Consider the following 24524-nt stretch of genomic DNA (forward strand, 5'->3'; position numbering starts at 1 on the left):
TCTATACTGCATTCACAATGCCGACATTACTGGCATATTCCACACCCCTAGGAGAAGATCATGATTCGTCGCCCACTCATCCTCGCAGTCGCCATCACGGCCCTGTTCAGCACATCCGCCTTCGCGCAAAACCTGTCGCCGAAGGCGCAATACGCCTACGACACGAAGCAGGCCAGCACACGCTATGCGGACGACAAGAAATTGTGCGCAGAAGAAACTAATTCGAAGGCCCGCATGCAATGCCTGCGCGACGCCAAGAGCGAATACGACCAGGCCATCATCAACGCCAAGGCCGCACAAAAGGCCGGCAACGCGTACGCCGGCCAGAACAGCAAGCCCGCCCAGCAGCAGATCTGCGCCGAGTGCGGCAAGGTGCTGGCAGTCAACGTCACTGAAAAAGCGGGCGAAGGCGGCGCCCTGGGCATGATCGGCGGCGGCGTGGCAGGCGCCCTGCTGGGCCGCCAGGTGGGCGGCGGACGCGGCAAGGACCTGGCCACCCTGGCCGCCGCCGCTGGCGGCGCGTATGCAGGCAAGCAAGTGGAAGGCCACATGAAAAACAGCAAGGTGTGGACCGTCACCGTGCAATACGAAACGGGCGCCAAGGCCGACTTCGCGTTTGACCAGGACCCTGGCCTGGCAGCTGGCGACTTGGTACGCAATTCCGGCAACGGCATTGCCCGACGTTAAGAACGCAGAGTAAATCTGGGGTCAGACCCGACGGGGGTATCAGTTCCAATGGAACTGATACCGATCTCGAAGAGACTGACCCCGGCATTTGTCTTTGGGGTTAAAAAAAGCGCTGGAGAGTGATCTCCAGCGCTTTTTTGCATTCAGCCAGCTTGCGCCGGCCAAGTTTCAACTTAAAACTGCTCTTCCGACAAGGCCATCACGCCGGCGCTGCCGTCGATGATGGTGGCGCGCAAGCCCGGTGCTTGCGACAGGATGTGGTCGGCAAAGAAGCGCGCCGTGGCGATCTTCGCCTTGTAGAACGCCGCGTCGCCGCTGCCCTCTCCCAGCCTTTGCTGCGCCGCCACGGCCGCGCGCGCCATTTGCCAGCCGCCCAGCACGATGCCGGCCAGCTTCAAATACGGCACGCTGCCCGCGAAGACGGCCTTGATGTCCGTCTTCATGTTCTGCACCACGTATTCCACCACCGCCTCCAGCGCGGCGCTGCCTTCGGCCAGGTGGCGCTGCATGGCCTGGAAGTCGGCGCCGGACAGTTCGCCCAGCTGGGCTTCCGTGGCGCGCACCTGGGCGATGATGGCTTTCGCCACGGCGCCGCCGTCGCGCACCGTCTTGCGGCCCACGAGGTCGTTCGCCTGGATGGCCGTCGTGCCTTCGTAAATGGTGAGGATCTTGGCGTCGCGGTAATGCTGGGCGGCGCCCGTCTCTTCGATGAAACCCATGCCGCCATGCACTTGCACGCCGTCGCGCGTGACGTCCTGCGACATTTCCGTGGCCCAACCCTTGATCACGGGCACCAGGTATTCATAGGTGGCCAGGCTTTCCGCGCGCACCCCGGCATCAGGATGGTGGTGCGCCACGTCGCTGATGGCCGCGCCCACGTAGGCCAGCGCGCGCGCCGCCTCCGTCTGCGCGCGCATCGACATGAGCATGCGGCGCACGTCCGGGTGGTGGATGATGGAAACGGGACCAGGCGAACCGGCCAGGTCGCGCGACTGCACGCGGTCCTTGGCGAACGCCACGGCCTGCTGGTAGGCGCGCTCGGCCAGGCCGATGCCTTGCAAGCCCACGCCGAAGCGGGCCGCGTTCATCATGATGAACATGTATTCGAGACCGCGGTTTTCCTCGCCCACCAGGGTGCCGATGGCGCCGCCGTGGTCGCCGAACTGCAATACGGCCGTCGGGCTGGCCTTGATGCCCAGCTTATGCTCGATGGAAACACAGTGCGCGTCGTTGCGTGCGCCCAGGCTGCCGTCCGCGTTGACGAGGAATTTCGGCACGATGAACAGCGAGATGCCTTTCACGCCGGCGGGCGCGTCCGGCGTACGGGCCAGCACCAGGTGGACGATGTTTTCCGCCATGTCGTGCTCGCCGTACGTGATGAAAATCTTCGTGCCGAAGACTTTATAGGTGCCGTCATCCTGCGGCACGGCGCGCGTGCGCACGGCGGCCAGGTCGGAACCGGCCTGCGGCTCCGTCAGGTTCATGGTGCCCGTCCACTTGCCCGACACCAGGTTTTCCAGATACGTGGCCTTCTGTTCATCGCTGCCAGCCGTCAAGAGCGCCTCGATGGCGCCGTCCGACAGCAGGGCGACCAGGGCGAACGAGATGCTGGCCGAGTTGAGCATTTCGATGCACGGCGTGGCCAGCAGCTTGGGCAAGCCCTGGCCGCCGAATTCGGTCGGATGCTGCACGCCCTGCCAGCCCGCTTCGCCGTAGGCCTTGAACGCGTCCTTGAAGCCTGTTGACGTCGTGACCTGCCCGTCGTGCCAGAAGCTCGGCTCCTTGTCGCTGGGGCCGTTCAATGGGGCCACCACGCCGCCGCAGAACTTGGCATTCTCTTCCAGCACGGCTTCGGCCGTGTCGGGCGTGGCGTCTTCGCAGCCGGGCAAGGTGTGGATTTCGGCCAGGCCGGCCAATTCGTTCATGACGAACAACATGTCTTTCAGCGGGGCTTGATAGCTCATCTATTTCTCCAAGAAAAAAGCCACGCGCGGCTCGCCGTGTGGGGCGGGCCGGCGTGGCTTCGTGATATACAAAACCTGATGGGTTTAAATTAGCCCAGTTCTTTGACCAGTTGCGGCACGATCTCGAACAGATCGCCCACGATGCCGTAGTCGGCCACGGCAAAGATCGGCGCTTCCGGATCCTTGTTGATGGCGACGATGGTCTTCGAGTCTTTCATGCCGGCCAGATGCTGGATCGCGCCCGAGATACCGACGGCGATGTACAACGATGGCGCGACGATCTTGCCCGTCTGACCCACTTGCCAGTCGTTCGGCACGAAGCCGGCGTCGACGGCGGCGCGCGAAGCACCCATGGCGGCGCCCAGCTTGTCGGCCAGCGGCTCGAGGATGTGGAAGTTCTCGGCCGAACCCATGCCGCGACCGCCCGACACGATGATTTTCGCGGCGGTCAGTTCAGGACGGTCGGACTTGGCCAGTTCGCGGCCCACGAAGGCCGACTTGCCCGCGTCGGCAACGGCGGCGACGGTTTCCGTGGCAGCCGCACCGCCGGTGGCGGCAGCGGCGTCGAAACCGGTGGTGCGCACGGTGATGACCTTGACCTTGTCGCCAGATTGCACGGTGGCAATGGCGTTACCGGCGTAGATCGGGCGCTCGAAGGTGTCGGGCGAGTCGACCTTGGTGATTTCCGAGATTTGCGCCACGTCCAGCTTGGCGGCCACGCGCGGCAGGATGTTCTTGCCGTAGGCGGTGGCTGGCGCCAGGATGTGGCTGTAGTTGCCGGCGATGGCCAGCACTTGCTCGGCCACGTTTTCGGCCAGGCCGTCGGCAAAATATGGCGCGTCGGCCACGATGACTTTCGTCACGCCGGCGATTTGCGCGGCGGCAGCGGCGGCAGCCGATGCGTTCGAACCTGCGACGAGCACGTGCACGTCGCCGCCGCACTGGGCGGCCGCGGTCACGGTATGGTGGGTGCTGCCCTTTAAGGTAGCGTTGTCGTGTTCAGCAATAACTAATGCGACCATGATATGTCCTGTAATTGTTCTGGAGTGACGGCAAAGCCGCTTAGATGACTTTGGCTTCGGTACGCAGCTTGGCGACCAGGGTGGCCACGTCTGCTACCTTGATGCCGGCCGAGCGCTTGGCTGGCTCGACGACTTTCAGGGTTTTCAGGCGTGGCGCAACGTCGACGCCCAGGTCTTCCGGCTTGACGGTTTCCAGCGGCTTCTTCTTCGCCTTCATGATGTTCGGCAAGGTCACGTAGCGCGGCTCGTTCAGGCGCAGGTCGGTGGTGATAATCGCTGGCAAGGTCAACGCCAGGGTTTCCAGGCCGCCATCGACTTCGCGGGTGACGGTGACTTTGCCGTCTTCCAGCACGACTTTCGAGGCGAACGTGGCTTGCGGCCAACCCAGCAGGGCTGCCAGCATCTGGCCGGTCTGGTTGCTGTCGTCATCGATCGCTTGCTTGCCCAGGATGATCAGTTGTGGCTGCTCTTTCTCGGCCAGGGACTTCACCAGCTTGGCCACGGCCAGCGGTTCCAGTTCGGTCGTCGTTTCCACCAGGATGCCGCGGTCGGCGCCAATGGCCATGGCCGTGCGCAGGGTTTCCTGGCACTGCGTCACGCCGCAGGAGATGGCGACCACTTCGGTGACCTTGCCGGCTTCTTTCAGGCGCATCGCTTCTTCCAGCGCGATCTCATCGAAAGGGTTCATCGACATTTTGACGTTGGCGGTATCGACGCCAGTGCCGTCACTCTTGACGCGGACTTTGACGTTATAGTCGACCACGCGTTTGACGGGTACCAAGACTTTCATAGCTATGCCTTTGGGAAATTATAAAAATGACGGATCAAGTGCTGATTGTGCGTTCGATTATAAGAGAAATTTGAATCCTGAACCGAATTTAAGCACGATCGTGCGATTTTTTGTTAGAGCAATCCATCTAAACTGTCCAGCTTTGAGGATTTCAGGGGAGTCCGCCGCTACGCTGCAGGGCAGCAAAAGAGCCAGCGTGAAAGGAAAACCAGGCCGCGCCACGGCGGCCCCGGCTGGCAGAATTACTTGCGTTGCATCAGGAAGACGAATTCGGTGCCCGTCTGCACGTGCGACAGCAGGGCATTGCCCGTTTGCTTGGCGAAAGCCTGGAAGTCGCGCACGGAACCGGGATCGGTTGCCATGATGCGCAGCACTTCGCCGCTTTGCAGCTCTGACAAAGCCTTTTTCGCCTTCAGAATCGGCAACGGGCAATTCAAGCCCCGCGCGTCGAGTTCTTTGTGAAATTCCATAATCTCGGTATCAAGTAGTGTGTCGCTCATCATCAATATCCCACCATTTTTGTTGTACTGATTTTCGACATACTACTCTAAATCAGGGGCATTGACGCGCTGCACCAAAATAGTTCATCGGCTGTTGTGGTGTCACAACGAGATTCCACACAGCAAAACGGCCCGCAAACACCGTCTGCGGGCCGTTTTCAAGGGCCTGTGGGGCGAAAACCCCGCATGCCTGCTAGCTTACGCCTTATTTCGCGCGTTCGCCGACCCAGGCCGGCACGCCAGCCAGGGCGTTCGCCAGACCACTCGGATCGGTGCCGCCGGCTTGCGCCATATCGGGGCGTCCGCCGCCTTTTCCGCCCACTTGCTGTGCAACGAAGTTCACCAGCTCGCCCGCCTTGACCTTGCCAGTCGCGTCCGCCGTCACGCCGGCGATCAGGCTGACCTTGCCGTCAGCCACGCTGGCCAGCACGATGGCGGCCGTCTTCAGCTTGTCCTTCAGCTTGTCCATGGTTTCGCGCAAACGGGCCACGTCGGCGCCGTCCAGCACGGCCGCCAGCACCTTGATGCCGTTCACATCGACGGCTTGCGTGACCAGTTCATCGCCCTGGCCCGAGGCCAGTTTCGATTTCAGCGCGGCCAGTTCCTTCTCCAGCGCCTTGACGTGGTCCTGCACCTGGACGATACGGGCGGTCAGCTCTTCCGGCTGCGCCTTCAGCGCGTTGGCCGCGTCGACCAGGCGGCGGTTGATGCTTTGCACCAGCGCCAGCGCGCCCTCGCCCGTCACCGCTTCCACGCGGCGGATGCCGGCGGCCACGCCGCTTTCGGCGATGATCTTGAACAGGCCGATGTCGCCCGTGCGCTGCACGTGGACGCCGCCGCACAGCTCTTTCGAGCTGCCGATATCGAGCACGCGCACTTCGTCGCCGTATTTCTCGCCGAACAGGGCCATCGCGCCATGCTTGACGGCATCGTCAAACGACATCAAATGGGCTTGCGTGGCGCGATTTTCCAGGATTTCCTTGTTGACGATGGTTTCCACCGCGGCGATCTGTTCCGCCGTCATCGGCGCATTGTGGCTGAAGTCGAAACGGGTTTTATCGGGATCGACCAGCGAACCCTTTTGCGCCACGTGGCTGCCCAGCACTTCGCGCAAGGCCTTGTGCATCAAGTGCGTAGCCGAGTGGTTGCGGATGGTGCGCGCGCGCTTGGCCGTGTCGACTTCGGCCGAGACGGCGTCGCCCACCTTCAACACGCCCGACTCCAGCACGCCATGGTGGCCAAACACATCGGCCTGGATTTTCAGGGTATCGCTGACGGCAAAGCTGCCAGCGCCCGAGGCGATCACGCCCTGGTCGCCCACCTGGCCGCCCGATTCCGCGTAGAACGGCGTGGTGTCGAGCACGACGATGCCCGTTTCACCGGCTTTCAGTTCAGCTACCTGCGTGCCGGCCGCGTACAGCGCGACGACCTTGCTGCTGAACGTCAATTGATCGTAGCCGACGAAGGTGTTTTTCTCGCCCGTGTACTCGACCTTGCTGTCCTTGTGCGTCTTGCCGCCCTTGCGCGACAGTTCCTGGCTTTCCTTCAAGGCCGCGTCGTAGCCGGCCTGGTCGAACGTGATGTCGCGTTCGCGGCAGATATCGGCCGTCAGGTCGGGCGGGAAGCCGTAGGTTTCGTACAGGGTGAAGGCGGTGGCGCCGTCAATGCCCGTGGCATCTTTGGCCAGCTGCGCTTCCAGCACTTTCATGCCCGTTTCCAGGGTTTCACCGAAACGCTCTTCCTCGGCTTTCAGCATGTTGGCGACGTTGTCCTTGGCTTCTTCCAGCTCCGGATAGGCGCCGCCCATCTCGATAGCCAAGTCGGCCACCAGCTTGTAGAAGAACGGTTTCGTCTGGCCCAGCTTGTGGCCATGGCGCAAGGCGCGGCGGATGATGCGGCGCAACACATAGGCGCGGCCTTCGCTGCCAGGAATGATGCCGTCGACGATCATGAAGGCGGCGGCGCGGATGTGGTCGGCGATCACGCGCAGCGACTTGTTTTCCAGGTCCGTGGCGCCCGTTTCGCGCGCGGCGGCCTTGATCAGGTGCTGGAACAGGTCGATTTCATAGTTCGAATGCACGTGCTGCAGCACGGCGGCCAGGCGCTCCATGCCCATGCCCGTGTCGACGCACGGCTTGGGCAGCTTGTGCATGACACCCGCTTCGTCGCGGTTGAACTGCATGAACACCAGGTTCCAGATTTCAATGAAACGGTCGCCGTCTTCGTCAGGCGAGCCCGGCGGGCCGCCAGGAATGTCGGCGCCGTGGTCGTAGAAGATTTCCGTGCACGGACCGCATGGGCCCGTGTCCGCCATCTGCCAGAAATTGTCGGACGCGTAGCGCGAGCCCTTGTTGTCGCCGATGCGGATGATGCGCTCGACAGGCACGCCGATTTCTTTCGCCCAGATGTCGTACGCTTCGTCATCTTCGATGTACACGGTGACGGTCAGCTTATCGGCCGGCAAGCCATACACCTTGGTCAGCAATTCCCACGCGTATTGAATCGCGTCGCGTTTGAAATAGTCGCCGAAGCTGAAGTTGCCCAGCATTTCAAAGAAGGTATGGTGGCGCGCCGTGTAGCCGACGTTTTCCAGGTCGTTGTGCTTGCCGCCGGCGCGCACGCAGCGCTGCACCGAGGTGGCGCGCGTGTACGGACGGCTGTCCGTGCCCGTAAACACGTCCTTGAATTGCACCATGCCGCTGTTCGTCAACAGCAAGGTCGGATCGTTGCCTGGCACCAGGGAGCTGGAACGGACGATGGAATGGCCCTTGGACTCGAAGAATTTGAGGAACTTGTCGCGGATTTCAGTTGATTTCATGTTTTTTTGGCAAAGAGTGGCGGCAGCTTTAAAGGAAAGATTATACGTGATATGGGGTGCGGCAATGACGGGGGGCCAGGGCATTGTTGCGCCCGTGCCAACATCGACAGCCGGCCAGCTCAGGCCGGGTCGTGGCCGCTGGCGCAGGCGTGCGGGGTGGCCGCGGCGCAGGCGGCACTGGCGCCGGCGGCCGCATTGCAATCGGCGCAGCGGCCGTACAGGGTCAGTTCGTGGCGCTCGACGACAAAGCCTTGCGGCGCCATGCGCTTCAAGTCGCCCGGGCAATCATGCACGTCGAACACGCGCTGGCACGTGGTGCACTGGAAATGGTGGTGGTGGTGATTGGCGGCCGTGTTCGACTCATAGCGCGGGTTTTCACCCGGCAAGGTCACCACGTGCACCTTTTCTTCCAGCACCAGCGACTTCAAGTTGCGGTAAACGGTGGCGATGCCCAGCTGCGTTACCTGCAAGCTGGCCTGTTCGAGGATTTCCTGCGCCGACAAGGGGCGCTGGGCCGACTCGATGGCGGCTTGAATGGCGGTTTTTTGACGTGTTGTGCGTTCCATAGCCGACAGAATACACCATCCGCCTATATGCACCGTCCGGAAAAACTGTCACACAGTAATGATAATGGGTTATCATTATCATTTTATGGCAGGCATTAGCTGTCACGCGCCGCCCCAACCCTGCCAACACCGCTAGCCGATAAGGAAATTTGCCCATGTCCGTCCGTCCTCACCAACCCACTCCCCTCGCGCTGGCCATCATGCTGGCCTTTGCCGCCCCTGCCAGCGCGCTGGCGCAGCACGCGACCACCTTGCCTGCCGTGACCGTCTCGGCCAGCGCCCTGGCCCTGGGCAGCGACGACATGAGCACGCCAGTCACCGTGCTGGAAGGCGAGGAGCTGGTGCGCGCCCGCGAGGCGACCCTGGGTGAAACCCTGGCCGGCCAGCCCGGCATCACGTCCAGCCATTTCGGCGCCGGCGCCAGCCGTCCCATCATCCGCGGCATGGATGGCCCCCGCGTCAAGGTGCTGTCCGATGGCGCCGAAGTGCAGGATGCGTCGACCATCAGCCCCGACCACGCGGTGGCGGCCGAACCGATGCTGTCGGAACAGATTGAAGTCTTGCGCGGCCCGTCCGCGCTGGCCTACGGCGGCGGCGCCGTCGGTGGCGTCGTCAACGTGATCGACAAGAAAATCCCCACGCGCGTGCCGGCCAAGGGTTTTGAAGGCAGTGCGGAAGTGCGCGCCAACTCGGCCGCGCGCGACAAGGCGGGCGCCTTTGAAGTGACGGGCGGCTCCGGCAACATCGCCTTCCACGCGGAAGGCGTCAAGCGCGACGCAAAAGAATACAAGGTCGGCAGCGGCTGGGAAGGTGGCTCGACCGTCGCCGGCAGCTACAACAAGACGGACACGGGCAGCGTGGGCGTGTCATGGGTGGGACAGCGCGGCTTCCTGGGCCTGGCCTTCACCAGCCAGCATGCGGAATACGGCTTGCCCGGCCACAACCACGAATTCGAAAGCTGCCACCCGCACGGCACGCACCTGCATTGCGGCGGCCACGAAGGCCACGGCCATGGCGACGAGGAAGAGCACGACCACGAAGATGGCGCCGTTCCCTACGTGAAGCTCAAGAGCGAGCGCTGGGACGTGCGCGGCGAATTGCGCGATCCCGTGCCCGGCTTCGCCAAGCTGCGCCTGCGCGCCGCATTCACCGATTACAAGCACGATGAAATCGAAGGCACGGAAATCGCCACCACCTTCAAGAACAAGGGCCACGACGCACGCCTGGAAATGGAACACCATCCCGTCTTCGGCTGGCGCGGCGTGGTCGGCCTGCAAACGTCGAAGCGCGATTTCTCCGCCCTGGGCGAGGAAGCCTACGTGGCGCCGACAGTAACGAAGAAACACGCGGCCTTCCTGGTCGAGGAATACAAGCTCGACCAATGGCGCTTCGAAGCGGGCTTGCGCCACGAATGGCAAGACATCAAGATCGACAGCGCCACCCTGCAAGACCGCAGCGCCAAGGGCACGTCCGTGTCTCTGGGCGCCGTGTGGAAATTCGCGCCCCAGTATTCGCTGGGCTCGACCATCTCGCGCACGCACCGCCTGCCCAGCGCCGAGGAACTGTATGCGCACGGCGTGCACATGGCCACGGCCACGTATGAACTGGGCAATCAAAACCTGGGCAAGGAAACGTCGAACAATATCGATTTGACCCTGCGCAAATATGCGGGCGCCACGACCTTCTCGGCCAGCGCCTACCGCAACAAGGTGGACAATTACATCTTCGGCGCCACGCTGGACAGCCACGAAGGCTTCCAGCTGATCCAGTACGCCCAGCGCGACGCCACCTTTACGGGCGTGGAAGGGCAGATCCGCCAGCAATTGAACCCCATGTTCGGCGCCAGCGTCTTCGGCGACTACGTGCGGGCCAAGCTGGCCGATGGCGGCGCGGATGGCAACAATAATTTGCCGCGCATCCCGGCCCAGCGTTTTGGCGTGAAATTCGACGCCAACTGGCAGGCATGGAGCGGCGTGGCCGAGTTCTACCGCGTGGGCAAGCAGGACAAGGTCGCCGCGTTCGAAACGGCCACGCCAGGCTACAACATGCTGAACCTGTCCGCCAACTACGACACGCGCATCGGCACGACGCCAGCCCAGTTCTACATCAAGGCAAACAATCTGACGAATGAGCTGGCGTACAGCCACACCTCGTTCATCAAGAACGCGGCGCCGTTGACGGGGCGCAACTTGACTATGGGAATGCGCGTGACCTTTTAATGTTTGACTAGACGGCAACTGCTGGGGTCAGACCCGACCGGGGGAATTTTTTCCAATGGGGAAAATTCCACTCCCGAAGGGACTGACCCCGGATTTTGCATTGGGTAAGGTCAGCCCGGTTTAATCAGATCGATCCTGTCCGTACAAAACCCGTCCACACCCCAGGCCAGCAGTTCGCTGGCCCGTTCCGGGCTGTTGACGGTATAGCAAAACAGCCCCAATCCCTCCCCTTTGACTTCCTGCGCCAGCGCGCGCGTCAACCGCTGGTGGTTGCAATGGAGCGCCACCACGCCCAGTTCCTTCGCCGTGCGCGCCCAGCCATCCGGTATCTGTTCGACCAGCCAGCCGCGCGCCAGTTCCGGCGCCGCCTGGCGTGCCGCCTGCAGGGCGGCGATGCTGAACGACGACAGCAGCGGCAACAATTCGCCGGCGGCGATTTCCTGCGCAAAGTAATCGCGCGTGGCGCGCGCCACCAGCGTGCCCGTCTGCACCTCGAAGCCGGGCGCCGGCTTGATTTCGATATTCATCCAGATGCGCTGCGCCTTGCAATACGCCACCACGGCCTCGAAAGTGGGTACGCCCTCGCCCGCGAAAGCGGGGCCGAACCAGGCGCCCGCCTCCATCGCCCCCAATTGCGCGGCCGTGTAATCGTTGACATGGCCGCTGCCGGCCACGGTACGGCCCAGCTCGGGGTCGTGCACGACGACGGGCACGCCGTCGGACGCCAGCATGACGTCGAATTCCACGGCGCGGTAGCCGTAGGCCAGGCCGCAGCGCAGGGCGGCCAGGGTGTTTTCAGGCGCCAGGGTGCCGCCGCCGCGGTGCGCCAGGGTGCGTGGATAGGGCCACATGGGATTTCCTTCATAGCAAAGACTGTCTTGCCATACTATTGCGCGCCCGTCCTGAAAAGTAAAGCGGTCCCGTTTGGCGACCCACCGCGGCGAATGGCGGCGCGCCAGGCCCGTTTCGTCGCAGTCCTGTTGCGCCCTGACCGGCGCTGGCACACAATGCCCCATCGCTACCAGCAGACATATCCATGAACTCCGACACCCCCTTAGCCGACGCCCCCGCCAAGCGCCGCTCGCCCTACTACCGCATGCTGCCGGACGCGCGTTATGCGCTGGCGCTGAACGTGATCTGCGCGCTGGTCATTACCTTCATCCTCAATCCGGGCAGCCATTTCGGACAAAACCTGGTCGCCTCGATGTGCATCGGCACGATCGCCTTCCTGCTGATCGACGGCATGCGCCTGACCCTGTGGGGCGAAGGCCAGCGGCCGAAATTCCTGCCCTTCATGCTCATCATCCTGCTTTCCGTGCCCGTGGCGCAAATGCTGGGCGTGGCCCTGTTCGGCTGGCTGACTGGCGTGGACGTGGGCGGCTTCGAAAACCTGCTGCCCACGCAGATGATGGGCACGCTCGTGTTCACCCTGCTGGCCACGGGCGGCGCCGTGCTGTTTTTCTCCAGCCGCGAAAAGATCGCCCGCTTGCAAATGACGGCGGCCCAGGAAAAGGCCCGCGCCGAGTCCGTGGCGCGCCAGGCCATGCAGGCCCAGCTGCAGCTGCTGCAGGCGCAGATTGAACCGCACATGCTGTTCAACACCCTGGCCAACCTGCAGGGCCTGATCAGCTTTGACCCGGAGCGCGCCCAGTTGCTGCTCGACCAGCTGATCCAGTACCTGCGCGCCACCCTGAGTTCGTCGCGCGCCGGATCCACCACCCTGGAGCAGGAATTTGCCCTGATGCAAGCTTACCTGGGCCTGATGTCCATCCGCATGGGCGCGCGCCTGCGCTTTACGCTGGACTTGCCCGAGGCCTTGCGCCAGCTCAAGGTGCCGCCCATGCTGCTGCAGCCGCTGGTGGAAAATGCCATCCAGCACGGCCTGGAACCGAAGATCGAAGGCGGACACATCCACGTGCAGGCATCCACGGACGCTGGCGTGCTGCTGCTCACCGTCAGCGACGATGGCCTGGGCCTCGACCATCCGGGCCAGACCAAGGGCACGCAGCTGGGCGTGGCGAATATCCGCGAACGCCTGCGCGGCATGCATGGCGATGCCGCCAGCCTGTCGCTGACCGCCAACCATCGGGCGGGCGCCACCGCCTGCCTGACACTTCCCCTTCCCCCCACCACCACGAGCCCCACGCCATGACCAACCCTAGCCCACGCGCCCTGATCGCCGAAGACGAACCGATACTCGCCGCCGCCCTCGCGCACGCCTTGCAGCGGCTGTGGCCGGAACTCGACATCGTTGCCACGTGTCCCAATGGCGTGGAGGCCTTGCAGCAAGGCCTGGCGCTGCGGCCCGACATTCTGTTTCTCGACATCAAGATGCCAGGCAAGACGGGCCTGGAAGCGGCCGAGGAGCTGGCGGAACAGTGGCCGGATGGCTTGCCTTTCCCGCACATCGTGTTTGTCACCGCCTACGACGAATACGCGCTGGCCGCCTTCGAGCATGCGGCAGCCGATTACGTGTTAAAACCCGTCAACGATGCGCGCCTGGGCAAGACGGTGGAACGCCTGCGGCAGCGCTTGCGCGACGGCAGCAGCGGCACCGCTACAGCAACAACCGCGACAGCGCCGCCAGCAACGCCGTCAGCCGGACCCGTCGGCGACGCCAACATGGCCCGCCTGTTGAGCCAGCTGCAGGCCATGCTGCCGTCCGCGCCGCGACTGCACATGATACGGGCGGCCGTGGGCAACAGCGTGCGCATGATCGCCCTGGCCGACGTCGTGTATTTCGAGGCGCTGGACAAATATATCAACGTCGTCTGCCGGGATAGCGAAGCGCTGATACGCACGAGCCTGAAGGAGTTGTTGCCCCAGCTGGACCCGCAACAATTCTGGCAAATCCACCGTGGCACCATCGTCAACGCCAGCGCCATCGCCACGGCCGTGCGCGACGACGCCGGCAAGCTGTCGCTGACCCTGCGCCAGCACCCGGCGCAACTGCGCGTCAGCCCTTTATATGCGCATCTGTTCCGCCAGATGTAGCTAATGCAGCTGGTGCTTCAGGTCCGATAACTCATCGTGGACCTTAAGCACCGCGCTCTTCATTTCCGGCGTCACGCTGGACGCCGTGCCGCACGCCCGCTTGGCGCGGTCGCCCAAGGACTCCATCTGATCGACGGTTTGCCGGATGCGCGCATCGTCTTGCGTGTCGATGGCTTGCCGCACGGCGCCCTTTTGCTGGTCCAGCTGCTGGATGCAGTCCTGCAGGTCCACGGGCATGCCCTGCTGCTTGCCACACAACTGGGCAGCGTGCCCGATCGCGTGTTCAATGGCGCCAAAGCGCCGTGCCACTTCCTTCACTTGCATCATGATGTGTCCTCCCTGTGTCTTCCCATGTATCTGGAATTGGATCGTCAAGACGGCGCAGGGTTCCGCACCAGCGGCCATGGCGTCGCAATTTCCATGTGGCACTTTTTTGTAAGCGCTTGTGACATTTTAGATAATTATCAAATCCTTCAGATACATTGGCGTACCTGAACCGCCTTGCCACCCATGACCTCGTTGCCACCCCTGCCCCGCCGCGCTCCCGGCCTGCTGCTGATCGTCCTGCTGCACGTGGGTTTCGCGTATCTTGTCCTGCAATCGCGGCCCCGCGCCCACACGGACGAGAATCTGCCGCAAGGTCCATCCATTACCTGGCTGCGCCACACGCTCCCGGCGGCGACCAGGCCGGTACCCGTTCCGTTGCCCAGCGCAAAAGCAGCCGCAGCGCGCCCGCCGCGCCTGCCAATACCAGTTTCGGCGCCCGCCAGCCGGACCTTGCCGCCGCCCGCCGTCGAGCAGATACCCGCGCCAGCGTCAGCAACGCCGCAAGCGATCACGGCAAGCTCACCGCCCAGCGCGGCCGACATCCTGGCGCAAGCCAAGCGCGACGTGGGCAAGATCGACAGGGATTTACGCAAGGAATTCCCGCAGCGGGGAGAACAAAAACTCGAGGACACCGCGTTCAAGCGCATGCAGCAAGGCTTTGCCGAAGCCTACGCAGCCGTGCCGCCGAAATGGTATGAAGCGTCAAGAATCGAGGAAGTGGGCGCGAACGAGGCCAAGGGCAGCCGCACTTATAAAATCACCAGCGCGCTGGGCACCTTGTGCGTGACCACGCGCGCCGGCAAGCAGGGGGAAACGATGATCGGCAACTGCCCCAAATAACCGCTCAGCCGACGGCTTCGCGCGCACCCAGCGGCTGCAAGTGGCGCAGGCGCAGGGCGATCAGCACCCCGCCGCCCAGGCACAGGCCCAGCATGGCGACCACGCCCGTCCAGCCGTCGAAGCCCCACATCATGCCCGAGGCGGAACCGATCAGGCTCGATCCCAGGTAATAAAACAGCAGATAAAAGGCCGAAGCGAGCGCCTGCGGCGCGCGGGCGCGGCGGCTGACCCAGCTGCTGGCGATCGAATGCGAGGCAAAGAAACCGAAGGTGGCCAGCGCCATGCCGATGACGATCAGCGGCAGCGCGTCGAACAAGGTCAAGACTATGCCGGACAGCATCAGCGACAGCATGATCCACAGCACGCCCCGGCGTCCCAGGCGGTCCACCAGGCGGCCCGCCCAGACGGAACTGAAGATACCGATCAGGTACAAAAAGGCCAGCAAGCCGACCGTGCTCTGGCGCAAGCCGAAGGGCGCGGCCAGCAGGCGGTAGCCGATGTAGTTATACAGGCTGACGAAACAGCCCATCAGCACGAAGGCCAGGCAGAACAGCCAGGGCAAGCCCCGGTCGGAAAAATGCTGCTTGACGGCATGCGGCAAGGCATTCCAGCCTTTGGTGCTGGGCACGAAATTCTTTGACGCAGGCAGGCTGCGCCAGAATTCCGCCGCCGCCAGCACGCCGGCCACGCCCAGCACGCCCAGCGCCCAGCGCCACGACAGGAAATCGCTGAGCATGGACGCCACCAGCCGTCCCGACATGCCGCCAAACGCGCTGCCGGCAATATACAGCCCCATCGACAGGCCCAGGGACGGCCCTTCGATTTCCTCGCCCAGGTAGGCCATGGCCACGGCCGGCATGCCGCCCAAGGCCACGCCCAGCGCGGCGCGAATCGCCAGCAATTGCGCATAATCCTGCGCGAAGGCGGACAGAATGGTGAGTATTGCTGCGGAAAACATCGACGCCACCATCAGCGGCTTGCGGCCGACCCGGTCCGAGACGGCACTGAGCAGCACCAGCGAGATGGCCAGCAAGCCGCTCGACACGGAAAGCGACCAGCTGCTTTGCGCGGGCGTCAGGTGAAACTGGTGCGACAGCAGCGGAAACAGGGGCTGGATGCAGTACAGCAGGCTGAAGGTGGAAAAGCCGCCGAAGAACAGGGCGCGATTGCTGCGCTTGAATTCGAGCGACCCCTTGGCGATGGCCGTGCGCGGGACGGGAACGGGCGCGGCGGGAGTAGCGGTATGGGCAGCAAAGGCGAGCGATGAATCAGACATGGCCGTGTTTCGGAAAGGAAGCGAGTCTTCATCTTAGGATTGCCAACTCATATCGTCCAATATATATTCAAGGCCCAACTCATATTTTAAAACGATTACTGGACCAACATGGAACTGCGCCACCTGCGTTACTTTGTCGCCGTCGCCGAAGAGCTGCACTTCACGCGCGCGGCCGAGCGCCTGCACATCGGCCAGCCGCCCCTGAGCCAGCAAATCCAGGCACTGGAAGCGGAACTGGGCGCGCAGTTGTTTGAGCGCAACAAGCGCTCCGTGCGGCTGACGCAGGCGGGCACGCTGTTCCTCGACGATGCGCGGCGCATCCTGGCCCTGGCGGAACAGGCGGCCGTCACGGCGCGCCGGGCGCAGCGGGGCGAAGCGGGCGAACTGCGCATCGGCTTCACCTTTTCCACGCCGTTTACGCCGTATTTCGCCACCGTCATCAACCGCTACCGCCAGCAATTCCCGCACGTCACCTTGACCCTGCATGAAATGGCGACCCTGCATCAGCTTGAAGCGATCTCGGGCAGGACGATGGACCTGGGCTTCGTGCGCCCGCCGGAAACGACGTATCCGGACGATATCCGCCTCACCGAATTGCGCCAGGACCCGCTGTTCCTCGTGCTGCCCGTCGCCCACGCGCTGGCGGCCAAGGAGGCCATCGCCATTGCCGACATGGCGGGCGAAGGCTTTGTGATGTACCCGAAAGATGCGGGCACGGGGATTTATCCGCAGATTTTCCGCCTGTGCAAGGCGGCCGGCTTCGTGCCCCAGGTGGCGCAGGAAGCGGGCGAAGCGTCGACCATCATCGGCCTGGTGGCGGCCGGCTGCGGCATTTCCGTGCTGCCCGCCTCGTTCGACCGCATCCGCATGGATGGCGTGTGCTACCGCCCGATCGCCGACCCGCAGGCGAGCACCAGTCTGTTACTTGCGCAAAGGGAAGAAGAGACGTCGCCGCTGGTGGCGGCGTTCGTGAAACTGGCCGAGGAAGCGGCGCTGGCAGAAAAAGAATAGGCCGGCATATGCCGGCCCAGGTGGACAACGCTTACGAGTAGTCGGCGTCCAGCTCCGACCCCGCGTAGTTTTCCAGGTCCTCGAACAGGCTCTTCATGCTGGCCCGCGTGAGGATTTTATGCACGACGGTGCAGCTGCGGCGATACGAGGCGATGCGGTCGAGCAGCACGGGATGGTGCTGCACGGGCACCTTGGCCACCAGGGCGGCCCAGCCTTCCTCGAAGTCGGGCTTGTTCTTGCGCACGGAACGCACGAAGCGCTCGAACTCCTTCTGGCCCGTGCGCGCCACGATGCGCCCGCCTCCTTCGATGGCGAAAATGATGGCCAGGGCGATGACGCCTTCGGCATTCAAGTCGCTGTCGCTGACGGGGCCGTTGTCATGGTGGCGGCGCAGCCAGCCGGCCAGGCGCACGACGGCTTGCACTTCCTTGCGCTGCTGCAACTGCAACGCATACTTTTCATAGCCGGCCCAGTTCTGGTTCGGGTCGGCCTGGCAAATATCGATGAACAGCTCGCGCAGGCGGCGCGCAAGGTAGACGGGGTCCTGGTCGTATTCGCCGACGAGGGCGTCTTCAGGCAGCTGCGACAATTCCTTGATCAGGCGAAAGCCCACCTGGAAGGCGTGCTCGGCGCCGTGCTCGACGAGGAAATCGAGCGCGGCCTGGTCGCCTTCATGCGTGACGGCCTGCTCCAGGCCCAGGGACACGCCGCCCACCGTCAGGTACAACGCTTTCTGGATGCCGTCGGCCGTGCGTTCATTCGTGAACTTCTCGGCCACCATGGCCGTGATGCCCGTCAACTCATCGGCCAGGTTCAGCGCCGCGTCTTCGCGCGGGTCGCCCGGCAACAGTTTGATGGCGCGCACGAGGCGCGGAAGATTCTCTACAACAATTGCTGGCAGCATTAGACGTTCCCTGCTTTCATTACGAGAAAATGCCCGTGCCCAGGCTGCGGCGCGTGCTGGAACGCGGCGCGCTGCGCGTGCTCGGCACTTGCTTGCGCAGGCGGTACAGCAATTCCTTGGTACTGCGCTGCAACATGGTCGGCTCTTCGTCCGGGTCGTCCGAGTACTCGGCGTCGGCCAGGTCGGCGCTGTGGCGGAAGTCGGGGAACAGTTCGAACAGTGAGCGGTCCCAGCCGTCTTCATTCGCCTGCGCCAGCTCGACGGCCAGCGGCACGATGTCGTTGTCGGACGAGGTCACGCCCGTCACATACGGTCCCTTGATGACGATCTCGCCCGCCACTTCGAGGATTTCCTTCGGCGCCATCGAGAACAGGATGGCGAACGCCGTGGCGCCCCAGTCGGTGGCGGACGCTTCGAGCAGCAGCTCGCGGCGGCGCTCGGCGTCGTCGGTGGAAAACACCACGCCGTGGATGTGCGCGAACAGGGCTTCGGCGATGCGTTCCGGATCGTCCTCGATCTGGTCGTCGCTCCAGGTGGCGGCGATGAAGGCCAGGCTGTCGGCCCAGGCCTTCGGCGGCACCAGCAGGGTCGCCAGCGACATCTTGCCGCCGTCGAAACCGGCCAGGTGCAGCGCCGTCACCTGCGGCGGGATGGCGCTCAGCACTTCCACCACGGCCAGGTCGCCATACTGGTCGGCCGCATCGGCAAACGCCTGCTCGGCATGGCCCAGGGAACCGGACAGCACCAGTTCCGTGACTTGCTTCGTCAGCGCGGGAAGATTGCTTTTTTTGTCGTCATTATCGGCCATGGTCATCTCCATCCTGGTCAAACATCTGGGCGAAATCGTCGGTGGCTTCGTCTTCATCAATCTCGTCGTCGCCGTCATCATTGGCGGCCAGCTGGTCGAGCGACTGGTCGTCGTCGTCCCACAGGCGCGGATTCTTGTGCAAAAAGGCCGTGATGATGGCCTGGCGCGCCAGGTCGGGGAAGCTGTCCTCGATGGCGGTGTACATCTTCGCCGCTTCCGGCGCGGCGCACGTGGCCATGGCAAACACGCGGGCAGGGTCGCCGAACTCGTAGTCTTCGCTCTCGGCCAGCAAGCCTTTCGGGTCGCTGAAGGCGATGTGGTCGACCAGCGCGAAGGCCAGCATGTTCACGTCTTCGATGCCGCCGCCGCTGGCGTATTCGCTGACCAGCGCGTCAACCATGCTCTTGTAGTTCTTGCGGTTCGGCGGGTCGCCGAGGATGCCTTCGATCTGGCCTTCCAGCTCGCGCGACTGGTACGCGAATTCAGGGTGTACTCTTCTCATGCTGTGCTTTCCAATGTGATGCGCGGCGCTCAATTAAAAGCGCCGTTGTTGTTGTTTTTCAAGTAATTCTGGCCGGTTGATGCGGGCCGCATCGATTTAATCGACAGGCAACACCGTGCCATGCAGGCGGAATACGCCGCACCACAGGGCATACGCTTCCGCTTCCGGGTCGATGATGATGCGGTGGTTCACGCTCTGGTCGTATTCGGCGCGCTTGGCCGGGTCGGCCAGGATTTCATACGCCTTGGTGACGCTCTTGAAGCGCGCCTCGGCGCCGGGGGCCTGGTTGCGGTCGGGGTGGAAGCGCATGGCCAGCGAACGGTAGACCTTCTTGATTTCATCGTCGCTGGCATTGGGCGCGACACCGAGGACGTTATATAAATTTTCCATAAAAGGCTCCGGAGGCGCGAATTTCTACTAATTAAAGGCGAATTATCCTATAGAACGGCTTCCGCGTCGCTGACATGCTGGGAAATGGGGGCAAATACGTGCTTATAAAGCGCTGGCTGTACGGTAAAATGCTCTTTACTGTCACTCTTTCGCATTGATCAATGAGCAACGATAAACCGAATACCGCCGCGCCAGCGCTGGCGCCCAATTTCTTGCGTAACATCATCGAAGCCGACCTGGCTGCCGGCGCCCACGTGCGTCCCGGCCTGCCCCAGGTGATCACGCGTTTCCCGCCGGAGCCGAACGGCTACCTGCACGTGGGCCACGCCAAGTCGATCTGCGTCAACTTCGGCCTGGCGCGCGATTACGCCGGCCAGTGCAACCTGCGCTTCGACGACACCAATCCGGCCAAGGAAGAGCAGGAATACGTCGACACCATCATGGACAGCGTGAAATGGCTGGGCTTTGACTGGGAACCAAAGAATGGCGATGGCCAGAGCCACCTGCACTACGCGAGCGACTATTTCGACCAGCTGTACGCGATGGCCGAATACCTGATCACGGCGGGCTTTGCCTACGTGGACAGCCAGAGCGCCGAAGACATGGCCGCCAACCGTGGCAATTTCGGCCAGGCCGGCAAGAATTCGCCGTTCCGCGACCGTCCGCGCGACGAATCGCTGGCCCTGTTCCGCGCCATGAAGGCGGGCCAGTTCAAGGATGGCGAACACATCCTGCGCGCGAAGATGAGCGAAGACGCCATGAGTTCGCCGAACATGAACTTGCGCGACCCGGCCATCTACCGCATCCGCCATGCGCATCACCACCGCACGGGCGACGCCTGGTGCATCTATCCGATGTACGACTACACGCACCCGATCTCGGACGCGCTGGAAAACATCACGCATTCGATCTGCACCCTGGAATTCCAGGATCACCGTCCGTTCTACGACTGGCTGCTGGAAACCCTGGCCGCCGGCGGCTTCTTCCAGCAACCGGTGCCGCACCAGTTCGAGTTCTCGCGCCTGAACCTGACCTACATCGTCACCAGCAAGCGCAAGCTGCGCCAGCTGGTGGAGGAAAAAATCGTCGACGGCTGGGACGACCCGCGTATGCCGACCCTGGTGGGCATGCGCCGCCGCGGCTACACGCCGGAAGCGATCCAGCTGATGTGCGAACGCACAGGCGTGACGAAATCCGACGGCTGGATCGATTACAGCGTGCTCGAAGGCTGCCTGCGCGAAGACCTGGATCCGAAGGCGCCGCGCACGGTGGCCGTGCTGCGTCCGCTGAAACTGATCATCGACAATTTCCCCGACAACGAAAGCGTGGAATGCACGGCGCCCGTGCACCCGCACTTCCCGGAACGGGGCGTGCGCACCTTCCCCATCTCGCGCGAGCTGTGGATCGAGGAAGACGACTTCATGGAAGTGCCGAACAAGGGTTACTTCCGCCTGTATCCGCCCATCGACGACAAGCCGGGCAGCAAGGTTCGCCTGCGCTACGGCTACGTGGTCGAGTGCACGGGCTTCGACAAGGATGAAAACGGCAAGGTCGTCGCCGTGCATTGCACCTACTTCCCGGACAGCAAGTCGGGCACGGAAGGCAGCGCCAACTACAAGGTCAAGGGCAATATGCACTGGATCAGCGCGCCGACGGCGATTCCCGCCGAAGTACGCCTGTACGACCGCCTGTTCACCGACCCGCAGCCGGACGCGGGCGGCAAGGACTTCAAGCTGGCCCTGAACCCGCTGGCCAAGGAAGTGGTGCAGGCGTGGCTGGAACCGGGCGCGGAACTGGCCCAGCCGGAACAGCGCTTCCAGTTCGAGCGCCACGGCTATTTCGCGGCCGACCGGGTCGACAGCCAGCCGGGCAAGCCCGTCTTCAACCGCATCGTCACCCTGAAAGACAGCTGGCAGCCCGCCAAATAAGGACTGGACGACACACGAAAAAAACCGCTGCGGCGGTTTTTTTTCGTTTCAAAGAAAAATATTGCCTGTTGACTATATTCACGATAGTTTTGTATATTAGGCATATATTAAGCAATTTGCAATTAGTGCTTGTGCAGCTTGCTACAGCCTCCACCACACAGGCGGCACCCGATTTCTCTTCCTGATGCGGATGGCGATGTCTTCTACTGTCGGCGAACACCCTTTAGCTGCTGAAAAAAAACCGCTGTGGCTGCTCGGCTTTGTCATGTCGATGATGGTAGGCCTGCTGTTCTACATGGCCGCTTCGCTGTCGATCGAAAACGACGCCAGCGACCTGTTCAACAATCTGGCGCGCAATACCCAGAAAAACATCGAGTCGCGCGTCAAGTCGTATGCCAACCTGCTGCGCGGCACGGCCAGCCTGTTCCACGCCAACGAACACGTGAGCCGCGAGCAATTCCACCGCTACGTGGCGAATATCGCCCTTCAACAGAATTATCCGGGCGTGATGAACCTCAATTACAGCGAGGAACTGGACGAAAATCAGCGCGCCGCTGTCGAAGCGGCCATACGGCGCGACTATCCGCCCGGGCGCGACGGCTATCCGGCCTTTGCCATCCATCCGCCCGCCCCGCGCGCCCATTATTCCGTGCTGATGTACATCGAACCGATCGCCAGCGCCCCGGAAAAGTATGGCTATGACATCGCCTCGCGCCCCCTGATCGCCGAAACGCTGGCGCAGTCGCGCGATTCCGGCCAACTCAGCAATTCCGGCATGCCCGTGCCGATGGAAGGCCGCCCCCAATTGACGGGCATGGCCATGCGCCTGCCCGTGTACCGCTTCGGCATGCCGACCGACACGGTGGAGCAGCGGCGCGCGGCTTACCAGGGCTCCGTCGGCATCGGCTACGACCTGGTGACGATGATGCGCAGCGCGCTGGCGGACATGCCGGTACGCAACGTCCGCCTGACCCTGTTCGATATCGGCCCGCAGGCACGCGAACCATTGCAACTGCCGCACGACATGCGCCCCGTCTTCGACAGCACGATGGAGGGCATGCATGCGCCATGGTGGCTGCCCGGCAACTCAGGGCGTTACCTGAGCAGCACGATGCTGATCAAACACAATGGCCGCGTGTGGCAAGCGCTGTTCAGCGTGCGCAAGAGCGACTTGTACACGCGCTTCAGCGCCTTTTTGCCGTGGCTGGCCCTGCTGATCGGCTTCGCCAGCACCATGCTGCTGTACATGCTGTTCCATACGCTGGCGTCATCGCGCCGGCGCGCCATCCAGATGGCGAACAGCATGACGGAGGAGTTGCGCGCCAGCCAGATCCGCCTGCAGCTGTCGCACCAGAAACTGCGCCGCCTGGCGGCCCATGCCGACCAGATCAAGGAAGAAGAGCGCAAGCGCATCGCGCGGGAAATCCACGACGACCTGGGACAGAACCTGCTGGTCTTGCGCATCGACGCCGACATGCTGGCTTCGCGCACGCAGCGCCGCCATCCGCGCCTGAACGCCCGCGCCCGCTCGACCCTGGAGCAGATCGACACCACCATCAAGAGCGTGCGGCAGATCATCAACGACTTGCGTCCCACCGTGCTGGACCTGGGAGTGAATGCGGCCGTCGAATGGCAGGTGGCGCAATTTCGCCAGCGCACGGGCATCGCCTGCGAAGTGAGCGAAAGCCATGACGACATTTGCCTCAGCGATCAATGCGCGACGGCCCTGTTCCGCATCCTGCAAGAGTCGCTCAGCAATATTTCCCAGCATGCGAATGCCAGCCGCGTGCGGGTCAAGCTGGAAAAGTGCCGCGATACGGTGTCGATGAGCATCTGCGACAACGGCGTGGGCGCGGCCATCGACGGGCGCAACAAGCTGGGCTCGTTTGGCCTGGTGGGCATCGAGGAGCGCATCAAGTTGCTAGGTGGCACTTTCCATATCGAAAGCAGCCCTGGGGCCGGCATGAGCGTGCACGTCAGCGTGCCGCTGGGCGCGGACGCCACCGGCTTCCCTTACCAGGAGGAAATCCGGGCCAGCGGCTGAGCGGCGCGCCACGCAGACAACAAGCTCAGCTTGCGTATTTCGTAATTAAATGCAATATTAATGTAGATCAACTCAGCGCCCGCCCGCCATGGGCCAGGCATTCCTCGACTACTTGCCAGGAGGACAAACCCACCGCTTTCCCTTGTTTCACCGTATTTCCCACAACGCTCTTCACCAAAGGACATTCATGGATACGAACGACAGTTTCAAGGCAATTGCCGATTTGAATTTGGACGCGATCAAGGTCAAGCTGATGCACCGGGAGTCAGGCGAAGGATGGAGCCTGGAGAAGGCGAATGCGGTGGAATTCGAATACCGCCGCTTCCTGATCCTGATGAAACAGTTTCCGGAAGAAGAGACGGCGCCACTGATGGACGTCGATACGTTCTGGCACTACCACATCCTCGACACCCTGAAATATGCGGCCGACTGCGAACAGGTGTTCGGCTACTTCCTCCATCATTTCCCCTACATCGGCCTGCGCGGCGAAGACGACGAGGCGGCGCACCATCGCGTGGGCGAGCGCATGAAACAGCTGTATGAACAAACGTTCGGGGAAGATTATATCCGCGCAGAAACGGCGTATTCGGGACGGGCCGTGCAAGCCGCGTATTCGGGACGGACCGTACAAACAGCATTTTCCAGTGCGGCGGTACAGGCGACGGCCTACTCGGGACGGACCGTGCAAACGGCGTTTTCCAGCGCAGCGGTACAGGCGACGGCGTATTCGGGCCGCGCGACCGGGGCTGCCAACACCGCCTTTTCCAGCGCGCCTGCCTCACTGACGGCGGCGGTGGTCAAGTCGTCCTCGGCTGGACTGGACATGGGGCGTTTCTATCTCGATCGTCCGGTACTGAACCGCGACCCGCAATAGAAAAGCGGCAAACAGCTGTGGCTGCCGCACGCGGCAAGCCTGACTTACCCAGACGGCACC

22 protein-coding genes are annotated in these 24524 nt (G+C 62.9%); 9 read left to right on the forward strand and 13 right to left on the reverse strand.

The features are described 5' to 3' along the window. The first annotated feature begins 60 nt into the window (after positions 1-60). Entirely contained in the window at positions 61-687 is a 627-nt protein-coding gene (locus J0O65_RS06100) for a glycine zipper 2TM domain-containing protein (protein ID WP_215405112.1), read from the forward strand. 173 nt (positions 688-860) lie between these two features. On the opposite strand, the gene J0O65_RS06105 is transcribed toward J0O65_RS06100, so the two are convergent. The 6 genes from J0O65_RS06105 to J0O65_RS06130 all read right to left on the reverse strand — a co-directional run bounded on the left by J0O65_RS06105 (position 861) and on the right by J0O65_RS06130 (position 8347). Further along, positions 861-2651, reverse strand: coding sequence for an acyl-CoA dehydrogenase (locus J0O65_RS06105; protein ID WP_215405114.1), 1791 nt, complete (start codon positions 2649-2651; stop codon positions 861-863). An 89-nt stretch (positions 2652-2740) separates the two neighbouring features. Next, the gene (locus tag J0O65_RS06110) at positions 2741-3673 is read right to left on the reverse strand and encodes an electron transfer flavoprotein subunit alpha/FixB family protein (protein ID WP_215405116.1); all 933 of its coding nucleotides are present in this window, start codon (positions 3671-3673) and stop codon (positions 2741-2743) included. 40 nt (positions 3674-3713) lie between these two features. Continuing rightward, on the reverse strand, positions 3714-4463 hold the full coding sequence (locus J0O65_RS06115) for an electron transfer flavoprotein subunit beta/FixA family protein (RefSeq protein WP_076567298.1): 750 nt from the start codon (positions 4461-4463) through the stop codon (positions 3714-3716). A 242-nt stretch (positions 4464-4705) separates the two neighbouring features. Further along, a complete protein-coding gene (locus J0O65_RS06120) occupies positions 4706-4933 on the reverse strand; it encodes a sulfurtransferase TusA family protein (protein ID WP_010395510.1) in 228 nt (75 codons plus the stop codon). A 235-nt stretch (positions 4934-5168) separates the two neighbouring features. After that, positions 5169-7781 (reverse strand): alanine--tRNA ligase, encoded by a 2613-nt coding sequence (gene alaS / locus J0O65_RS06125; protein ID WP_215405118.1) that lies wholly within the window; start codon positions 7779-7781, stop codon positions 5169-5171. A gap of 119 nt (positions 7782-7900) precedes the next feature. Beyond that, positions 7901-8347, reverse strand: coding sequence for a Fur family transcriptional regulator (locus J0O65_RS06130; RefSeq protein ID WP_215405119.1), 447 nt, complete (start codon positions 8345-8347; stop codon positions 7901-7903). A gap of 155 nt (positions 8348-8502) precedes the next feature. Between J0O65_RS06130 and J0O65_RS06135 the strand changes: the two genes are divergently transcribed. Beyond that, entirely contained in the window at positions 8503-10566 is a 2064-nt protein-coding gene (locus tag J0O65_RS06135; RefSeq protein ID WP_251373531.1) for a TonB-dependent receptor domain-containing protein, read from the forward strand. 110 nt (positions 10567-10676) lie between these two features. Here J0O65_RS06135 and ugpQ read toward each other — a convergent pair whose 3' ends face one another. Continuing rightward, positions 10677-11417, reverse strand: coding sequence for a glycerophosphodiester phosphodiesterase (gene ugpQ / locus J0O65_RS06140; protein WP_215405121.1), 741 nt, complete (start codon positions 11415-11417; stop codon positions 10677-10679). 185 nt (positions 11418-11602) lie between these two features. Here ugpQ and J0O65_RS06145 point away from each other — a divergent pair, with 185 nt between their 5' ends. Then, positions 11603-12718 carry a sensor histidine kinase gene (locus tag J0O65_RS06145; protein ID WP_215405123.1) on the forward strand — a complete coding sequence of 372 codons (1116 nt, stop codon included), beginning with the start codon at positions 11603-11605 and terminating at the stop codon, positions 12716-12718. Beyond that, positions 12715-13560, forward strand: a complete 846-nt coding sequence (locus tag J0O65_RS06150; protein ID WP_215405125.1) for a LytR/AlgR family response regulator transcription factor — start codon at positions 12715-12717, stop codon at positions 13558-13560. The genes J0O65_RS06145 and J0O65_RS06150 overlap by 4 nt, the downstream gene beginning before the upstream one ends. Here J0O65_RS06150 and J0O65_RS06155 read toward each other — a convergent pair whose 3' ends face one another. After that, positions 13561-13887: a hypothetical protein gene (locus J0O65_RS06155; RefSeq protein WP_215405127.1), complete on the reverse strand. Its 327-nt coding sequence runs from the start codon at positions 13885-13887 to the stop codon at positions 13561-13563. Between the two features lie 183 nt (positions 13888-14070). On the opposite strand from J0O65_RS06155, the gene J0O65_RS06160 reads away from it, so the two are divergent. Further along, positions 14071-14727, forward strand: coding sequence for a hypothetical protein (locus J0O65_RS06160; protein WP_215405129.1), 657 nt, complete (start codon positions 14071-14073; stop codon positions 14725-14727). A gap of 4 nt (positions 14728-14731) precedes the next feature. On the opposite strand, the gene J0O65_RS06165 is transcribed toward J0O65_RS06160, so the two are convergent. Next, positions 14732-16003, reverse strand: coding sequence for an MFS transporter (locus J0O65_RS06165; protein WP_251373533.1), 1272 nt, complete (start codon positions 16001-16003; stop codon positions 14732-14734). A gap of 108 nt (positions 16004-16111) precedes the next feature. Between J0O65_RS06165 and J0O65_RS06170 the strand changes: the two genes are divergently transcribed. After that, positions 16112-17014, forward strand: coding sequence for a LysR substrate-binding domain-containing protein (locus J0O65_RS06170; protein ID WP_215405131.1), 903 nt, complete (start codon positions 16112-16114; stop codon positions 17012-17014). A gap of 31 nt (positions 17015-17045) precedes the next feature. Here J0O65_RS06170 and J0O65_RS06175 read toward each other — a convergent pair whose 3' ends face one another. The 4 genes from J0O65_RS06175 to J0O65_RS06190 all read right to left on the reverse strand — a co-directional run bounded on the left by J0O65_RS06175 (position 17046) and on the right by J0O65_RS06190 (position 19618). Next, positions 17046-17918: a hypothetical protein gene (locus tag J0O65_RS06175; RefSeq protein ID WP_215405133.1), complete on the reverse strand. Its 873-nt coding sequence runs from the start codon at positions 17916-17918 to the stop codon at positions 17046-17048. A gap of 19 nt (positions 17919-17937) precedes the next feature. Beyond that, entirely contained in the window at positions 17938-18726 is a 789-nt protein-coding gene (locus J0O65_RS06180; protein WP_215405135.1) for a hypothetical protein, read from the reverse strand. Further along, positions 18716-19228, reverse strand: a complete 513-nt coding sequence (locus J0O65_RS06185; RefSeq protein ID WP_215405137.1) for a hypothetical protein — start codon at positions 19226-19228, stop codon at positions 18716-18718. Before J0O65_RS06185 ends, J0O65_RS06180 begins: the two co-directional genes overlap by 11 nt. A 96-nt stretch (positions 19229-19324) precedes the next feature. Continuing rightward, complete coding sequence (locus J0O65_RS06190; protein WP_215405139.1) at positions 19325-19618, reverse strand: DnaJ domain-containing protein; 294 nt, start codon at positions 19616-19618, stop codon at positions 19325-19327. 161 nt (positions 19619-19779) lie between these two features. On the opposite strand from J0O65_RS06190, the gene J0O65_RS06195 reads away from it, so the two are divergent. From J0O65_RS06195 to J0O65_RS06205, 3 genes are all read left to right on the forward strand, one after another. Next, the gene (locus J0O65_RS06195; protein WP_215405141.1) at positions 19780-21546 is read left to right on the forward strand and encodes a glutamine--tRNA ligase/YqeY domain fusion protein; all 1767 of its coding nucleotides are present in this window, start codon (positions 19780-19782) and stop codon (positions 21544-21546) included. Between the two features lie 196 nt (positions 21547-21742). Beyond that, positions 21743-23590, forward strand: coding sequence for a CHASE domain-containing protein (locus tag J0O65_RS06200; RefSeq protein WP_251373535.1), 1848 nt, complete (start codon positions 21743-21745; stop codon positions 23588-23590). 187 nt (positions 23591-23777) lie between these two features. Continuing rightward, positions 23778-24464 (forward strand): glycine-rich domain-containing protein, encoded by a 687-nt coding sequence (locus J0O65_RS06205; protein WP_215405143.1) that lies wholly within the window; start codon positions 23778-23780, stop codon positions 24462-24464. Positions 24465-24524 lie beyond the last annotated feature (60 nt).

It is taken from the genome of Janthinobacterium sp. JC611 (assembly GCF_018682595.1).
In the GTDB taxonomy this organism is placed as follows: Bacteria; Pseudomonadota; Gammaproteobacteria; order Burkholderiales; family Burkholderiaceae_D; genus Janthinobacterium.

What these genes read in the sequence shown, in the direction of transcription:
- J0O65_RS06170 (WP_215405131.1), top strand. Translation starts at nt 16,112, where the DNA reads ATGGAACTGCGCCACCTGCGTTACTTTGTCGCCGTCGCCGAAGAGCTG.
- J0O65_RS06135 (WP_251373531.1), top strand. Translation starts at nt 8,503, where the DNA reads ATGTCCGTCCGTCCTCACCAACCCACTCCCCTCGCGCTGGCCATCATG.
- J0O65_RS06205 (WP_215405143.1), top strand. Translation starts at nt 23,778, where the DNA reads ATGGATACGAACGACAGTTTCAAGGCAATTGCCGATTTGAATTTGGAC.
- J0O65_RS06195 (WP_215405141.1), top strand. Translation starts at nt 19,780, where the DNA reads ATGAGCAACGATAAACCGAATACCGCCGCGCCAGCGCTGGCGCCCAAT.
- ugpQ (WP_215405121.1), bottom strand. Translation starts at nt 11,417, where the DNA reads ATGTGGCCCTATCCACGCACCCTGGCGCACCGCGGCGGCGGCACCCTG.
- J0O65_RS06150 (WP_215405125.1), top strand. Translation starts at nt 12,715, where the DNA reads ATGACCAACCCTAGCCCACGCGCCCTGATCGCCGAAGACGAACCGATA.
- J0O65_RS06165 (WP_251373533.1), bottom strand. Translation starts at nt 16,003, where the DNA reads ATGTCTGATTCATCGCTCGCCTTTGCTGCCCATACCGCTACTCCCGCC.
- J0O65_RS06105 (WP_215405114.1), bottom strand. Translation starts at nt 2,651, where the DNA reads ATGAGCTATCAAGCCCCGCTGAAAGACATGTTGTTCGTCATGAACGAA.
- J0O65_RS06115 (WP_076567298.1), bottom strand. Translation starts at nt 4,463, where the DNA reads ATGAAAGTCTTGGTACCCGTCAAACGCGTGGTCGACTATAACGTCAAA.
- J0O65_RS06100 (WP_215405112.1), top strand. Translation starts at nt 61, where the DNA reads ATGATTCGTCGCCCACTCATCCTCGCAGTCGCCATCACGGCCCTGTTC.
- J0O65_RS06130 (WP_215405119.1), bottom strand. Translation starts at nt 8,347, where the DNA reads ATGGAACGCACAACACGTCAAAAAACCGCCATTCAAGCCGCCATCGAG.
- alaS (WP_215405118.1), bottom strand. Translation starts at nt 7,781, where the DNA reads ATGAAATCAACTGAAATCCGCGACAAGTTCCTCAAATTCTTCGAGTCC.
- J0O65_RS06190 (WP_215405139.1), bottom strand. Translation starts at nt 19,618, where the DNA reads ATGGAAAATTTATATAACGTCCTCGGTGTCGCGCCCAATGCCAGCGAC.
- J0O65_RS06200 (WP_251373535.1), top strand. Translation starts at nt 21,743, where the DNA reads ATGTCTTCTACTGTCGGCGAACACCCTTTAGCTGCTGAAAAAAAACCG.
- J0O65_RS06180 (WP_215405135.1), bottom strand. Translation starts at nt 18,726, where the DNA reads ATGGCCGATAATGACGACAAAAAAAGCAATCTTCCCGCGCTGACGAAG.
- J0O65_RS06160 (WP_215405129.1), top strand. Translation starts at nt 14,071, where the DNA reads ATGACCTCGTTGCCACCCCTGCCCCGCCGCGCTCCCGGCCTGCTGCTG.
- J0O65_RS06110 (WP_215405116.1), bottom strand. Translation starts at nt 3,673, where the DNA reads ATGGTCGCATTAGTTATTGCTGAACACGACAACGCTACCTTAAAGGGC.
- J0O65_RS06175 (WP_215405133.1), bottom strand. Translation starts at nt 17,918, where the DNA reads ATGCTGCCAGCAATTGTTGTAGAGAATCTTCCGCGCCTCGTGCGCGCC.
- J0O65_RS06155 (WP_215405127.1), bottom strand. Translation starts at nt 13,887, where the DNA reads ATGATGCAAGTGAAGGAAGTGGCACGGCGCTTTGGCGCCATTGAACAC.
- J0O65_RS06185 (WP_215405137.1), bottom strand. Translation starts at nt 19,228, where the DNA reads ATGAGAAGAGTACACCCTGAATTCGCGTACCAGTCGCGCGAGCTGGAA.
- J0O65_RS06145 (WP_215405123.1), top strand. Translation starts at nt 11,603, where the DNA reads ATGAACTCCGACACCCCCTTAGCCGACGCCCCCGCCAAGCGCCGCTCG.
- J0O65_RS06120 (WP_010395510.1), bottom strand. Translation starts at nt 4,933, where the DNA reads ATGGAATTTCACAAAGAACTCGACGCGCGGGGCTTGAATTGCCCGTTG.